Annotated in this window: 14 protein-coding genes; 6 read left to right on the top strand and 8 right to left on the bottom strand. The window is 34.8% G+C overall.

All coding sequences use genetic code 11. The features are described 5' to 3' along the window. Positions 1-20 precede the first annotated feature (20 nt). The 4 genes from lon (at position 21) to VB796_RS19130 (ending at position 4,218) form a co-directional block, all read left to right on the top strand. Positions 21-2,504: an endopeptidase La gene (gene lon, locus VB796_RS19115; protein WP_323348188.1), complete on the top strand. Its 2,484-nt coding sequence runs from the start codon at positions 21-23 to the stop codon at positions 2,502-2,504. A 127-nt stretch (positions 2,505-2,631) separates the two neighbouring features. Beyond that, the gene (locus VB796_RS19120) at positions 2,632-3,144 is read left to right on the top strand and encodes a hypothetical protein (RefSeq protein WP_323348189.1); all 513 of its coding nucleotides are present in this window, start codon (positions 2,632-2,634) and stop codon (positions 3,142-3,144) included. A 5-nt stretch (positions 3,145-3,149) separates the two neighbouring features. Then, a complete protein-coding gene (locus VB796_RS19125; protein WP_323348190.1) occupies positions 3,150-3,617 on the top strand; it encodes a hypothetical protein in 468 nt (155 codons plus the stop codon). A 145-nt stretch (positions 3,618-3,762) separates the two neighbouring features. Continuing rightward, a complete protein-coding gene (locus VB796_RS19130; protein ID WP_323348191.1) occupies positions 3,763-4,218 on the top strand; it encodes a hypothetical protein in 456 nt (151 codons plus the stop codon). Positions 4,219-4,223: 5 nt separating this feature from the next. Here the strand turns inward: VB796_RS19130 and VB796_RS19135 are convergent, their stop codons facing one another. The 5 genes from VB796_RS19135 to VB796_RS19155 form a co-directional block, all read right to left on the bottom strand. Next, complete coding sequence (locus tag VB796_RS19135) at positions 4,224-4,841, bottom strand: 2OG-Fe(II) oxygenase (RefSeq protein WP_323348222.1); 618 nt, start codon at positions 4,839-4,841, stop codon at positions 4,224-4,226. A gap of 87 nt (positions 4,842-4,928) precedes the next feature. Further along, the gene (locus tag VB796_RS19140) at positions 4,929-5,807 is read right to left on the bottom strand and encodes a hypothetical protein (RefSeq protein ID WP_323348192.1); all 879 of its coding nucleotides are present in this window, start codon (positions 5,805-5,807) and stop codon (positions 4,929-4,931) included. 64 nt (positions 5,808-5,871) lie between these two features. After that, positions 5,872-7,356 (bottom strand): GH3 auxin-responsive promoter family protein, encoded by a 1,485-nt coding sequence (locus VB796_RS19145; protein WP_323348193.1) that lies wholly within the window; start codon positions 7,354-7,356, stop codon positions 5,872-5,874. A 55-nt stretch (positions 7,357-7,411) separates the two neighbouring features. Continuing rightward, on the bottom strand, positions 7,412-7,738 hold the full coding sequence (locus tag VB796_RS19150; RefSeq protein ID WP_323348194.1) for a HigA family addiction module antitoxin: 327 nt from the start codon (positions 7,736-7,738) through the stop codon (positions 7,412-7,414). Positions 7,739-7,875: 137 nt separating this feature from the next. Then, positions 7,876-8,454, bottom strand: a complete 579-nt coding sequence (locus VB796_RS19155; protein WP_323348195.1) for a ribonuclease HII — start codon at positions 8,452-8,454, stop codon at positions 7,876-7,878. A 291-nt stretch (positions 8,455-8,745) separates the two neighbouring features. Between VB796_RS19155 and VB796_RS19160 the strand changes: the two genes are divergently transcribed. Further along, entirely contained in the window at positions 8,746-11,235 is a 2,490-nt protein-coding gene (locus tag VB796_RS19160) for an OmpA family protein (RefSeq protein ID WP_323348196.1), read from the top strand. An 85-nt stretch (positions 11,236-11,320) separates the two neighbouring features. Beyond that, the gene (gene cysC, locus VB796_RS19165; protein WP_323348197.1) at positions 11,321-11,839 is read left to right on the top strand and encodes an adenylyl-sulfate kinase; all 519 of its coding nucleotides are present in this window, start codon (positions 11,321-11,323) and stop codon (positions 11,837-11,839) included. A gap of 9 nt (positions 11,840-11,848) precedes the next feature. Here the strand turns inward: cysC and VB796_RS19170 are convergent, their stop codons facing one another. From VB796_RS19170 to VB796_RS19180, 3 genes are read right to left on the bottom strand one after another with little or no spacing between them, the layout of a single operon-like run. Then, entirely contained in the window at positions 11,849-12,763 is a 915-nt protein-coding gene (locus VB796_RS19170; RefSeq protein ID WP_323348198.1) for a phytanoyl-CoA dioxygenase family protein, read from the bottom strand. After that, positions 12,760-13,713, bottom strand: a complete 954-nt coding sequence (locus VB796_RS19175) for a sulfotransferase (RefSeq protein ID WP_323348199.1) — start codon at positions 13,711-13,713, stop codon at positions 12,760-12,762. The genes VB796_RS19170 and VB796_RS19175 overlap by 4 nt, the downstream gene beginning before the upstream one ends. Positions 13,714-13,767: 54 nt before the next feature. Next, complete coding sequence (locus VB796_RS19180; protein WP_323348200.1) at positions 13,768-14,451, bottom strand: aspartyl/asparaginyl beta-hydroxylase domain-containing protein; 684 nt, start codon at positions 14,449-14,451, stop codon at positions 13,768-13,770. Positions 14,452-14,500: the final 49 nt, after the last annotated feature.

Genomic DNA, 14,500 nt, shown 5'->3' on the forward strand with positions numbered 1-14,500 from the left:
TTAATTACTTTCAGAACAATATGAGTTACGATAAAAATTTTTTGAATAATCTTAGACTTGCCGAAATAACTGATTTTGATAACATTGAGCTAATCCCGCTCGGAGGAGAAGAAATTGATGATGAAAAATTAGGGGTACTTTCAGATGAATTACCCATTTTGCCTGTTCGCAATATTGCCTTATTTCCAGGCATGGTCATTCCTGTGACCGTTGGAAGACAAAAATCGGTTCGTTTGGTTAAAAAAGCATATAAAGGAAATCGTACTTTGGGAGTAATTGCACAGGCAAATCCTAATAAAGAAGAACCAACAGGAGAAGATTTATATAAAATCGGAACGGTAGCACATATCTTAAAAATGATTGTTTTACCTGGTGGAAATACTACGATTATTGTGCAAGGACGCAAGCGTTTTGAGGTACAAGAATACGCCAAAACAGAGCCAAATCTCATTGCAAAAGTTGCCTATATTGAAGATAATCTTCCTGCAAAATTGAATAAAGAAAATAAAGCTTTAATTCAATCTTTGCGTGAAATGGCTTCTCGAATTTTATTCTTGAATCCAGAAATACCTCGTGAAGCTCAAATTGCTCTCGATAATATCGAATCGCCCAACTTTCTAATTCATTTTCTTTCTGCCAATGTAAACGCAGAAGTTTCTGAAAAACAGCAATTATTAGAAATTCCGAATGGACTCGACCAAGCTCGTCGTTTATTAGAATTGATGATGAATGACATTGATTTATTAGAAATTAAACGAGAAATTCAGAGCAAAGCAAGCAGCGACATTGACCAACAACAACGTGATTATTACCTTCGTCAGCAAATAAAAGTTTTGCAAGAGGAATTAGGCGTTGAAAATCCAGAAGCTGAACTTGATAAAGTTCGAGCAAAGGGAGCTAATAAAAAATGGAATAAAGAAGTTGGCGACCATTTTCAGAAAGAATTGAATAAATTACAACGTACCAACTCAATGTCGGCAGAATATCCAATGTTGATGAATTACGTTGAATTATTGACAGATTTGCCTTGGAACGAAATCACGAAGGATAATTTCGACCTCAAAAAAGCTCAAAAGGTTCTTGATTCTGACCATTCTGGACTTGAAAAAGTCAAAGAAAGAATCATTGAATATTTAGCAGTTCTGAAAATTAAGGGCAATATGAAAGCCCCAATTTTATGTCTTTATGGCCCTCCAGGAGTTGGAAAAACGTCTCTCGGAAAATCAATTGCCAAAGCATTAGGTAGAAAATACGTAAGAATGGCATTGGGTGGTTTACACGATGAATCTGAAATCAGAGGACACCGCAAAACTTACATTGGTGCAATGCCAGGAAAAGTTATTCAGAACATTAAAAAAGCAGGTTCAGCCAATCCAGTTTTTATCTTAGACGAAATTGATAAAGTTGGAGCAGACCACCGTGGCGACCCATCGTCAGCACTTTTGGAAGTCCTTGACCCTGAGCAAAATAGTGCATTTATGGATAATTATTTAGAGGTTGAATACGACCTTTCTAAAATTTTGTTCATCGCCACTGCCAATTCATTAGACAGTATTCATCCTGCCCTCCGTGACCGTATGGAAATCATTGACATCAGTGGTTATACGATGGAAGAAAAGGTGCAGATTGCCAAAAAACACCTTGTTCCAAAGCAAAAACAAGAACATGGTTTAGACAATAAATCTTTGACCATTACCGATGCAGCTTTGCAAAAATTGGTAGAAGGTTATACCAGAGAATCAGGCGTGCGTAAATTGGAGCAACAAGTAGGAAAATTGATTCGGAAAATCACCAAATCAATTGCGATGGAAGAGGAATATCCGAAAACAGTTAGACCCGAAGAAGTTGTTAAATTATTAGGTCAAGAAATGTATGACCAAGATTTATACGAAACCAGCGATACCGCAGGCGTAGTAACAGGCTTGGCTTGGACACCCGTTGGAGGCGATATTTTATTTATCGAATCAATTCTAAATCGTGGAAAAGGTGGCGTAACGCTTTCTGGACAGTTAGGTGATGTAATGAAAGAATCGGCAATGGCGGCACTTTCATACTTACGGGCTCATGCTGATGATTATGAAATTGATTACAGAATTTTTGATAATTATAATCTTCATATTCACGTACCCGCAGGAGCAGTGCCAAAAGATGGGCCATCGGCAGGTATTACCATGACAACCTCAATTGCATCGGCATTAACCCAACGTAAAATAAGACCACACTTAGCAATGACAGGCGAAGTTACGCTACGTGGAAAAGTTTTACCTGTTGGCGGTATCAAAGAGAAGATTTTAGCTGCCAAACGTGCTGGTATTAAAGAAGTTATCCTTTGTTATAAAAACAGAAAAGACATTGAGGAAATTACGCCTTCGTATATTGCAGACGTTAAATTTCATTATGTAGATTATGTAGATGAAGTGTTAGAAATCGCTTTGCTGAAAGAAAAGGTATCGAAACCCATTCATTTTATTTTTCCAGAAGAAAAGAAGGAATTAGCATTATAAGAATCGAAAAGCCCAGACTACGTTTGGGCTTTTTTTATTTTTATAGAATAGCAACTATTTTTGCACAAAATTATACATTTTGTATAATTAAATATTATATCTTTGTATGCTTAGTTGACACATATAAATGAAAATAAAAATACTAAATGTAAATGATAATATTTTTGTTGATGCAGAGATTATAGATACTGCACAAAACAAAATAGTTCTTCCTTCAATAACCGAAGCGTGGAGGTTTAATTTTAAAAAACACTCAAAAACAAAGGGGTTTAAAACATTTGTCCTAATCTGTGAAGAAACATCCAATATTATAGAAGGCTGTCTAATATTCAAGATGAAGGATAAGATTGAACCTTATATGGCATTTATAGAAGTAGCACCCCATAATAAAAGTGAAAATCGAAAATATGATAAAGTTGCAGGCTGTTTAATTGCCTTTGCTTGTAGATTAAGCTTTATTCATGGCGAAGGCGACTATAAAGGTTGGTTAGCATTTGATGTGTTAGAAGAATACAAAGAGAATGAAATAAAACTAATGTCTCTTTATTCTAAGAAATATAATGCACTAAAGTTTGGCAAAACAACAATGGTTATTCCTCCAGAAGGAGGCGAAAAATTAATTAATGAATTTTTAAAATAATTATCATGAAAGGTCAAGTAATTCAAGTTAATGATATTTGGAATGATGACAAACAAGATGAATTAAAACAATTTATCTTGCTCCATTCTGAAAAGCAATCCAAAGAAAGAAAACTAACAAATCAATTACTTTCAATTCAATATAAAATTGAAGATTATATTAGAAATGACAATGAAAATGAGGAAATTTTAAAGGTACTGGATTTTGTCAAAATGTATTTAAAAACACTTGACATAACTCAAAAAAAATTAGCCGATTTATTTGAAATGAAAGATAGCAATCTACATAAATACCTTGTTGGAGAAAGGAAACTAAATCCAAAATTAGTTTTGAAATTGAGCCATTTTTCTCACACAAAGCCAGAATATTGGATTGGAATTCAAGTGAAAAATGAGTTAATCGAATTAAAGAAGGAAAATAAGAATACAGGATATTACGAAAAGTATGATTATAGAAATTTAATTAGTGTATAACGCTGTATAACCTTTGTAGAATAATTAATTTTATTACTACAAAGGTTTTTTTACGACCTTCAATCTCTACCAAACCACGCAGAAAAAGACAAGTCCTTGAGTGTATCTTGATAACTTACCAATTCATCTCAAAACACGCTCAACAATGAAAAAAATCTTCTCAATTATTGTCATTTCATCCCTTATTATTTCTTGTAAAACTGAATCAAAGCAAAATGCTTCATCATCAATTCTTGGCACTTGGGCGTTAGTATCGGGTACTATTATCGAAAAAGGAGACACGACTTTTACCGATTATACAAAAGATAAAAACGCCATCAAAATTATTAATGATACCCATTTTTCTTTCTTAAATCATGATTTGAATAAAGGTAAAGATTCAACTGCTTCGTTTGGTGCGGGTGGTGGCAAATATACTTTAGTAGGCGATAAATACACGGAATTTTTAGAATATTGTAACGCCAGAGAATGGGAAAACAACAAATTTGAATTTACGGTAACGGTTAAAAATGACACCTTAATTCAAACAGGCGTAGAAAAAATTGATAGTATTGGCGTAAATAGATTAAATATTGAAAAATATGTGAAGGTGAAAATGTAAAGCAATTATTTTCTATTCAACAGCCAGCCTGTTACGCTAAATCTTTCGGCAAAGGCTTCTGTAACTTCATGGTCTAATTTTTCGCTTTCAAAACACACTAAACGTCCTGCCAATGGTGAAATGGTAATTGCTTTTTCAACATTATTTTCCTGCGTATAAATAATGAGGTTTCCGCCATTTTCGGGAATCCAATTGGTGTTCAAATAGTAGATAACTGACAAAATACGCCCTTTTTGAGCTTGAAAAGTATCTCGGTGACGACGGTAAAATTTACCTACATCATACTTGGCAAAATGAATTTCGGTATCGACAATTCCTAAATAACAAGTTTGGTTTAGGTATTTTACAAAAGCCAGATTTTTATCTAAAAGTACACGTTCTGCTGAGTTTGTAGAATCGGTTTCGAGCCATAAAATTTCATCGCCTCTAATTAATGAGGCTTTCTGTACTTCGCTTTGTTTTCCGATTCCAGCCTCCTTAAACTTTCCTTCTTCATAACGTTTCGAGAAGGTTTCTAAAAGGTTGTCAACCTCATTTTTAGCTAAAAAATCATCACAAATAGCATATCCATTGGCTAAAATACCATCAATTAATTGCTCAAATTGCTGCTCATCACTGGTCATTCCCACAAAAAAACCCTTGTAAGTCTTGCCGACTTACAAGGGTTTTTGGGGTTTGTATAAAGGTATCAAATATTCATCAAAAAATTGCTATTGTCTGTTCAGTTTTAAATGATAACCAACGGTCGGAATTAAGTATAATCCTAATGTTCCAGTATTTGTCGGAATGACTATATTCAAATCAAAAGCATGAAACAAACGGTCAAAACGTAAACCTCCCGAAAGAATAACTCCATCATTAATACTTACCCCATTACCAACAGCAAATATGTTTTCGGTAAAAAAGGTAAGCGTTGGCGAAGCCTTTTTCATATAGCTGACCGACATTCCAAAACTTCCAGAACGACTTTCGGTAAAAAAAATAGGGCTAACATTTAAAAAATTATCTTTTTTCCCAAAGCTGAACGAAGGAATTAAAACCGTTGTATTCCCAATACGTCTTCCTCCGATGAGATTTCCTGTCAAAGAAAAATTGAAATTTTCTTTTGCAATCAGTGTTGCTTTTGCTTTCAAATTATAGCCTTCTGCGGGTAAAATAGTTATAAATCCAAACCCTAAACTAAATCTATTGCCCAAAGCCGCCGCAAATTCACTGTAATAAAGCATATAATTATGAAACTCTATCGCTCCTTTTTCCATGGCAAACCCAGACGGTGTAATTACAAAACGATTGACAAACTTATTTTCGTAATAAGGCTTTTCGCCAATAGATTGATTATTATTCATTAGGTTCATACTAACAATCTGATTGGCATTTACCGTAACCGTACCCATATTTTCGGTTTGGATTTTACTTTGTTGGGTATTTTGTTCAACAATTCTACCTCGCAGTACAGTCCCATCTTTTAGGCGAATAATGAAAAGGTTAGATACCGTTTTAGTGGTGTCTTTCTTGAAATAATCCTGGGCAATAGTAAGTTGCGTTACTCCCAATAATAGGCAAATGAACAATATGAGCTTTTTCTTCATAGTTATAAATTATTTTATTTGTATAGTATAGACAATTTGATATGTTAATTCCCCTAAACGCAAACTACAATTTATCCGCAATTCCTCTATCATTCGACAATCTTGGTACTTTATTTTGACCACCTAATTTCCCTTCACTCCTCATATAATTAATAAAAGAATCTCTTTGTAATGATTTAATTTTCAAGGGTCTAAGAATATTCCCTGTCATTAAATCATCATAATAGACATTCAATTCTGCTAATTTTTGATTGAGGTCTTGGGCGAAATTTTCCATATTTTGGGGTTCTCTTGAAAACTCAATTAACCACTCATGATAGGGTAATCCGCCTTCTGGTGGGCTTACTTGCGGGGCAACGGTAAACTCAACCAATTCTACTTCGGGATGACGTTGCATAGCAAACTGCATCGCTTTTTCAACTTCCTCTCCTATTACGTGTTCACCAAAAGCGGAAATAAAATGCTTAATTCTACCCGAAACCACGATACGATACGGATTTAAAGAGACAAATTTTACGGTATCACCAATAGAATAACCCCAAAGCCCAGCGTTGGTATTCATCACTACGGCATAATTGACACCTAATTGTACTTCTCCAATATGTAAACGTCGAGGATTGGGCTTGAAATAATCTTCTACGGGAATAAACTCATAGAAAATTCCCGAATTTAAAAGCATCAAAAGACCTTCTTCTGTTTGAGAATCTTGGTAGGCAATAAATCCTTCGGAAGCGGGATAAGTTTCGATAGAATCTATTTTATAACCAATTGATTCATAAAGCTTTGCACGATATGGTTCAAAATTCACGCCACCATATACAAACAATGAAAACTCTGGAAAAACGTCTTTAATTTTCTTCCCAGTACGAGCTTGAATTCTATCAAAATACATCTGTACCCAAGGTGGAATTCCAGAAATTAAAGACATCGGTTTGTCGATGGTTTCATCTATGATTTTTTCAAGTTTTGTTTCCCAATCTTCAATACAATTCGTCTCATAACTTGGCATTTGGTTACTCCGCAAATAACTCGGTACATGGTGATTGACAATACCCGAAAGTCGCCCCGTGAAAATGCCATTCTTTTTGTGCATTTCGGGAGAACCCGACAAGAAAATGAGGTTTTTATCTAAGAATTTGGAGTTGCCCGTTTCGTGTACATAACTCAACAAAGCATCTCTTGCTCCGTTGATATGGAAACCAATGGATTCTTGAGAGATTGGAATATATTTTACTCCCGAAGTTGTACCCGAAGTTTTGGCAAAATAGAGCGGTTTTCCTTTCCAGAGAATATCAGGTTCACCAGCGACTACTTTTTCAATATACGGTTTTAGATTTTCATAATCCTGAACGGCAACTGACTGCTTAAAATCTTGATAATCAGAAATTTGACTAAATTTATTATCTTTTCCAAAAAGCGTATATGAAGCGTCAGAAACCAACGATTTCATCAAAGAAAGTTGCGTTTCGACAGCACGTTGTTCCCATTTTCGGCGATTATTTACTACGAAAGAGGCAAAAGGTTTAGCGAGTATTGAACGGAAAGACATTTTTGGAGTGTGGAGTTTTGAGCGGATGACGCTTCGTTTTCAAGTACGGAGTGATTTAAACCATTTCAGCCATCAAAGGGCGTTCCCATAGATGAATAATATTTTGACGTTGAACGGTCTTTTCAGCTTCAAATAAATCATAATTTCTTTGAACATTTAGCCAAAATTTTGCAGTTGTTCCAAATGATTCTGAAAGCCTAATAGCCATTTCAGGGCTGATTCCATGATGCCCGTTCAGCACAGCAGAAAGTGTCTTGCGGGTAATACCCAAAGCCTTTGCAACTTCTTCAATGGTAATATTTTTACCTTCTGCACGTAAGCCTTCTATATTTTCTCTGATTAGTATACCTGGATGTGCAGGTTTCATTCCTCTTTTTAGCATGATTTTATTTTTACAAATGTAATAAAATTTATGCTTCTTCTATAATTTATACGGGTTAGAACGCTGGCAGGATTTTGGAACCCTGCCAGCGTTAATCAGACAAATGAATCCCTATATAAATCATAATAGAACCAATTTTATCGCTCAAATCTAAACGTCAACCGATGATGAACTGTTACGCCAAATTCTTTAATAGCTTGACGATGTTTCACCGTTGGATAACCTGCATTTTGTTGCCAACCATATTCTGGAAATGCTTTGGAGAGATTTTCCATCAAATCATCTCGATACGTTTTTGCCAAAATGGAAGCTGCCGCAATTGACATAAATTTGCTATCACCCTTCACAATACAAGTATGCGGAATGAGTGGATAAACGGGAAAACGATTGCCATCAATCAACAAATGTTCGGGGCGAATTTTGAGTTTATCAATCGCCAAGTGCATGGCTTTCATGCTGGCTTTCAGGATATTAATTTCATCAATTTCTTGATTAGAAATTGATGAAATTTCATACGCAAGAGCATCACGGATAATATCAACCCGCAGAATTTCTCGCTGTTTTTTGGTCAATTGTTTTGAATCATTTAATAATTCGTGTTCATAATATTTTGGTAAAATCACCGCTGCTGCTACTACTGGACCTGCTAAGCAACCTCTTCCTGCTTCATCTAATCCTGCTTCGAGGTAGGCTTCATTATAAAAACTTTTTAACATATTTTCTTTTTTGAGATTTCAACTTCAGTAATACAATTACAAATTCTAACTTTATCATCGCACAAAACTACTAATTAGCTTTTTTTCAGACATTTACAGAATATATTTATCCATAACAAAAGTTAATTTGGCATGATTTATGCTATTAAATTGATGAATAATGTAGTTTTATTCAATCATTTCCGCTTAAAATACCCATCAAAAATCCTTACTGATAATTATAATTTTTACGACGATGCGTTTATGGAACGAACTTTGTCAGAATATATAAGGACTTAAGATACTAACACGATGCCTAAGTTAAGAAAAATTGGACTTACCCTCACGTTGGCGACTGCTCTTTTGAGTAATGTTTCTGCCCAACAAACCAATCCGTTGTTGAGTGACGCTATTCGTCATTTTGATTTACGGAGTTATCCGACTGCCATTCAAAAATTTGAGCAGGTACTAAAAGACGGTTCCGCAAATTTATCTGAAAACGATAAACTATCGGTACTTTTAAAATTAGCTACCAGTTATAAGCAAGCGAAAGACGGCTCTAATGCAGAACGTGTATTTCGTCAAGTTTTTGCATCGACGGGAGATTTAATAGGGGAAAATGCCAAATCTTATCTTCAATTTGCTCAAGTATTAGCAGACAATGGTAAATTTAAAGAATCTCAAGATTTTTTAGATAAATACAGTGCATCTCAAGTTGTTGAAAGTCAAAATGCACAATCTTTTAAATCAACTTCAAGTAATGCCAAAATATCTCAAGATGTAAGTGCTTTGACTAATGGAAAAGGTAAGTATAAGGTTGATTTTTTAGACTTCAATACTTCCAATCCAGAATTTAGTCCAATGTATTACCGTGACGGAATTGTATTCTGTTCGGGAAAAGGTACAGGAACAAGTTTGATGGACGATAAAGGTGGATATTTAGATTTATTTTATCTAAATGATTTAACCAAAGTTCAAGGACTTGGAGCGGATGGCAATGCAAAAAAAACAAAAAGAATTACCTCGGGAGGTGCAAAATCTTTAGGAAACGATTATTATTCTCGTCCAACTGCCAACGATTCAAAAACACTTAATTTCTTTGGAGGAACAGAGGAAGCAGTAGCCAAAGTAAAAGGACAAATTGCAGAATCTGAAATATTTAGCAAGTCATTAAATACTAAATTCCATGAAGGGCCTGCAACGTTCAATAAAGACTTTACTCAGATAATTTTTACCAGAAATAACTTTAACGAAGGAGAAAAAGGAACAAGCGAAGACAACGAAATGAAGCTGAAACTGTATTCAGCCGAAAACGTAAATGGTGCTTGGGGAGAAGCCACAGAATTACCTTTTAATGATGATGAAGTATCAACGGCCCACCCTTCGTTATCAAAAGATGGAAGATTTTTATACTTTGCCTCTGACCGTGAAGGTGGTTTTGGAGGAATGGATATTTGGGTTTCGGAATTTAAAAGCGGAAACTGGAGCGACCCCAAAAACTTAGGAAAAGATGTTAATTCAAAAGGAGTTGAAGTTTTCCCATTTGTTGATGAAAGAGGTAATTTATACTTCTCGTCAGACGGTTGGGGAGGTGAAGGTGGTTTAGATATGTTTTTTGTGGAAATCAAAAACGGAGCAAATGCCAACAAACCAGTTGCTTTAGGTGAACCTTTCAACTCGCCAAATGATGATTTTGGGATTATTACTGACGGCAATCGTAAAACAGGTTATTTTAGTTCTGACCGCAAACGTGGTGAAGACGATGATATTTATCGTTTCTCTCGTGAAGGCGGTTCAGCTTATGATTGTCGTGAAATGACTGTGAGTATTTTTGACCCAGAAACCAAAGAACCCGTTGCCGATACAGACGTAGAAATCAATCCTAAAGGCGGAACTTCTGAAAAAAAGAGAACAGATAAAAACGGAAGTTTGAAATTTTGCACAGGTCAGAATTTAGACTATTCAATGAAAATCATGAAAGAAGGTTACGTAACCAACTTTGTAGGATATTCAACCAAAGGAGAATCTGACGATGAACCATCAAGATTGGATGTGCCGTTGATGAAAGTGCAAATTGTTGAACCAGAGCCAGAACCACAAGCAGTTGTTGAAAAAGTAGTTGTTCCTGTTGCTCCTGTATTTACACCAGAAGCGGTTACCAAAAAGAAATCATTATTGAAAGGTATTGTAAAAACCGAAGTTGAAAAAACACCAATTGAAGGCGTATTGGTAACATTTAAAAATGATTGCGACAATACAACTCAACAAGTAATGACAGGGCCAGATGGAGTTTATGCCTTTAATATGACTGATGGTTGTGATTATACATTGGAAGTTTCAAAAGATGGTTATGGAACTAATGTAAATAAAGTAAAGAAAGTAAAAAAAGGAAAGGCAAAAGAGATTTCATTAAACTCTGGACTATTCAAAGAAGGCGATTTAATTACGATGGACAATATTTATTATGATTCAAACAGAGCTCTTATTCGTAAAGATGCCGCTCGTGAATTAGATAAATTGGCAGCAACTTTACAAAAATTCCCTTCAATGGTTATTGAGTTAGGTTCGCATACTGACAGCCGTGGAGATGCCCAAGACAATATGAATCTTTCGGAAAAAAGAGCTCAAGCAGCCGTTGACTATATTGCCAAAAAGGGAATTGAACGCAATAGAATGTTAGCAAAAGGTTATGGCGAAAGCGACTTGGTAAACAAATGTACCGATGGCGTAAGTTGTACCGAAGCAGAACACCAAAAAAATAGAAGAACAACCGTTAAGATTATGAAAGTTAGACCAGAATAATCACTGACACAACAATAACTAAAAGCGATTCAAATTTTATTTGAGTCGCTTTTTTTGTTACTTGCAGTTTTAAAACACACTAAAAATGCCATTATTTCAAATGACTGGACTTTCGGGTTCAGGGAAATCATCCATTGCTAATTTAGTAAAAGAAAGATGTTTATCCATGAATCTCAAAGTAGAAATTATTGATGGAGATGAATTTAGGAGAACACTTTGTGCTGATTTAGGCTTCTCAAAAGAAGATAGAATTGAGAATATCAAACGGCTTGGTTTTGTGGCGAATCTTTTATCTCGCAACGGAGTCATTACCATTATTGCAGCAATCAATCCTTATAACATTGCCCGAAATGAGTTGAAAACACTTTATAAAGCCAAGTTGATTTATGTAAAATGCGACATGGAAACGCTCAGAAAAAGAGATACAAAAGGACTTTATGAAAGAGCTTTTTTACCCGAAAATCATCCCGATAAAATCCACAATCTTACAGGCGTAAATGACACTTTTGACATTCCCGAAAAGCCCGATTTTGTGATTGATACCTCTGAAGAAAACCTTGAAAATTCTTTGGAAAAAGTGTTGGATTTTATTTTGAAAAATTGAACAAAATTCTCAAAGCCACTCACCTATTTCTTCCTGATTTTCAATAGGAAAGTACGTCAAATACTGAACCATTCTGGGCAAATTACTGGTGTTTGGCGTGGCACAATGTGGCAAAGCTTGATGCCAAATCACAAAATCTCCAGCATTTCCAAGTACGGGAATAGGCTTCAATTCTTGAACTGCCGTTTCTCTTGGATTAGCATTTTGGGGCAAATTTTCCATCCAATTTTCTATTTGATGATGAAAACCTGACACACAATGAAAAGCTCCGCTATCTTGTTTTACGTCTGTCAAATATAGTAATCCTTGTAATTTGAATGGAATTGGGAGCTTTAAACTAACATCCCAATGAAGTAAACTCCCCATAAATTTATATGAATCATTTTCAGGAGGGTTGAAACTTACTTTGTCTATTACACGATAAATTTTATCGGTTTCGTACAACTGCTGATAGGCTTTCTGGATTTTTAAAGAAGCCCTATTTCTCTCCAAAGTTGGGTGTTTGGTAAACAGCACCATTAAGCCTTCTTTTGCTTCGTGGTTTTTATACCAAGAAGCTGGATTATCTAATGAAGCCTCCAAATAATCTAAAATTGCGTTTTGTGTTTCTTCACAATCTTGTCTTGAAATGGCGTTTTTGATAACAATATAGCCATTTTCATTCCAAAAATCCAAATCCTCCTGACTAAGCACATCTGGGAAATGTTCAAAATTATCATTTTGATAAATTTGCTTATTTTTATCAATCCAAGTGTGAAAATCTGAGCTATTCGGTTGATTGAAATAGAGAAAATGTAGGGTTTCTTCCATACCAATTCCATATTCAAAAAGTGAAGCTTGAAAAGCATTCCAATCATTTTGCTCAATTGGTTTATTGGCTAAAATATGTTCTCTGAAAGTATTTAAAATGGTGGAATTTATCATTTTCGTAATAGTTTTTCATACATTCCAAATACATTTTTCTGATAATCGGGCAGTTCATCTTCTAATGGTTTCTCATCAAAAAAAGTATTGGGGCTTTTGCTATGAAATTGAGTACGTTCCACCATTTTTTGTTTGATGGCAGGGTCAATTTTTAATGTCAAAAAATGTTCAATTTTATCTAAACTTGTCAAAATTCCTTCGGCATAATTAATAAAGAGAGCATTTTCATCTTTATCAATGATTTCTAAATACCTCTCAAAGTATTTTTCTAAGACTTTCGCTATATAAACTGGGCGTTGGATATTCAAAATTTCGTTCAAAGTTAAGCCAAACAATTCAGGTTGAATCAAACCTTGAACACCGTGCATACCACTCTCTTTTACCTGCGAACGAATAACTTCATCAGGTCGTCGGAACGAGAAAATGAAGGGCGTTTTGGGATATAATTTTCTTAATTTTTCGTAGTAAAAGATGTGCCAACTATCTAATTTGATGAAGAAATTTTGTTCATTTCCAGTTCTTTTTTGACCTAAAAATTTGACAACAGCTTTTAAAGTTTCTTCTATTTTTTCAGATGAAATGTCAGGTTTTTTGAAGGTAATTTCTCGTAAAACTTCATCAAAAATCGGAGGTTCAGCAAGGACGATATTCTGCTCGTCCAACGAAAGCAATTGCGACAAAAGTGTTGAACCACAACGTGATACATGAAAAATAAATGCCGTAGGAGCTAATGATGGTATATTTTCAGAAAAATCAACGATTCCTTTCAAGGTAGAAACAGAGTAAAAAGGTTTCCTATTTTCTTCAAAAGTTCGGCATTGCCTTGTGGTTTCGTCAAAGAAAGGTTCAGTATATTGTTTACCGTCAACATATAACCAACGACAGTATAATTCTTTTTCGTAAAAATCTAATCGGAAAGGAATCCAGTTCTTTAGTGGATGATTATTCATGTTTTGATGTGTTTTTAATCTATAAATATCATAAGAAAGTTTTAGAGGAGTCGTTTATTGTGTCAATTCTCCTTGCAACTGTTTAATCAAATTATCTGCCACCTCAGTTTTCATCAATGATAGATGTTCAATCATCATCAGTTTGGTTTGTTGGTTGTATTTACTCTTTTTTTCCTCCTCAAAATCATAGCCAAAGGTTGCAAATAATTGGTCTGACCAATCATTTCTTAGACAATCAATAACCAGATGAATTCTGTCATTCTCGCCATGATTAGACACAAAATGAGGCTTATTGAAGTTTGCATACCAACATTCACCCTCACGCATGGGCAAAGGTTTTTTGTTGACCGTAAAAATTACTTTGTCATTGGTCTGAATGGGAATATGAATTCTGAAAAAACCATCTTCGTAGCCTCCATCTGAATCTGTATGCTCTTTGATATAACTATTTGGAGAAAGGGAAAGTAGCCTTACCGATTCCTTTTCACATTGAAAAGAATCAACAATCTCTTTGAAATACAGACAGTTACTGAGCGTTGGCGTGTCTTGAAAAGTGGCATTAGGTGTTGCTAAAATGTCTAATTCGCTACCAGAAATGGAACGTAAAGCAAAACTTGACCAGTTGCCTGTGAAATCATTTTGGTTGAAATGCAGTAACCATTCTTTATTTTGACATTTTTTCAAGTCAATTTTTAAACGGTCAATCTCGTATGTTTGAGGGAGTTTATAATTATTCATATACATAATTTTGTTGTTTGCATACGTTTAATAACTTTTTCATAACAAA

Origin of the sequence: Arcicella sp. LKC2W (genome assembly GCF_034931005.1) — a bacterium.
Classification (GTDB): Bacteria; Bacteroidota; Bacteroidia; order Cytophagales; family Spirosomataceae; genus Arcicella.

Coding starts and splice junctions, on each gene's coding strand:
- VB796_RS19155 (WP_323348195.1), bottom strand. CDS start 8,454: ATGTTAAAAAGTTTTTATAATGAAGCCTACCTCGAAGCAGGATTAGAT.
- VB796_RS19120 (WP_323348189.1), top strand. CDS start 2,632: ATGAAAATAAAAATACTAAATGTAAATGATAATATTTTTGTTGATGCA.
- VB796_RS19180 (WP_323348200.1), bottom strand. CDS start 14,451: ATGAATAATTATAAACTCCCTCAAACATACGAGATTGACCGTTTAAAA.
- VB796_RS19145 (WP_323348193.1), bottom strand. CDS start 7,356: ATGTCTTTCCGTTCAATACTCGCTAAACCTTTTGCCTCTTTCGTAGTA.
- VB796_RS19175 (WP_323348199.1), bottom strand. CDS start 13,713: ATGAATAATCATCCACTAAAGAACTGGATTCCTTTCCGATTAGATTTT.
- cysC (WP_323348197.1), top strand. CDS start 11,321: ATGCCATTATTTCAAATGACTGGACTTTCGGGTTCAGGGAAATCATCC.
- VB796_RS19135 (WP_323348222.1), bottom strand. CDS start 4,841: ATGACCAGTGATGAGCAGCAATTTGAGCAATTAATTGATGGTATTTTA.
- VB796_RS19150 (WP_323348194.1), bottom strand. CDS start 7,738: ATGCTAAAAAGAGGAATGAAACCTGCACATCCAGGTATACTAATCAGA.
- VB796_RS19125 (WP_323348190.1), top strand. CDS start 3,150: ATGAAAGGTCAAGTAATTCAAGTTAATGATATTTGGAATGATGACAAA.
- VB796_RS19170 (WP_323348198.1), bottom strand. CDS start 12,763: ATGATAAATTCCACCATTTTAAATACTTTCAGAGAACATATTTTAGCC.
- lon (WP_323348188.1), top strand. CDS start 21: ATGAGTTACGATAAAAATTTTTTGAATAATCTTAGACTTGCCGAAATA.
- VB796_RS19130 (WP_323348191.1), top strand. CDS start 3,763: ATGAAAAAAATCTTCTCAATTATTGTCATTTCATCCCTTATTATTTCT.
- VB796_RS19140 (WP_323348192.1), bottom strand. CDS start 5,807: ATGAAGAAAAAGCTCATATTGTTCATTTGCCTATTATTGGGAGTAACG.
- VB796_RS19160 (WP_323348196.1), top strand. CDS start 8,746: ATGCCTAAGTTAAGAAAAATTGGACTTACCCTCACGTTGGCGACTGCT.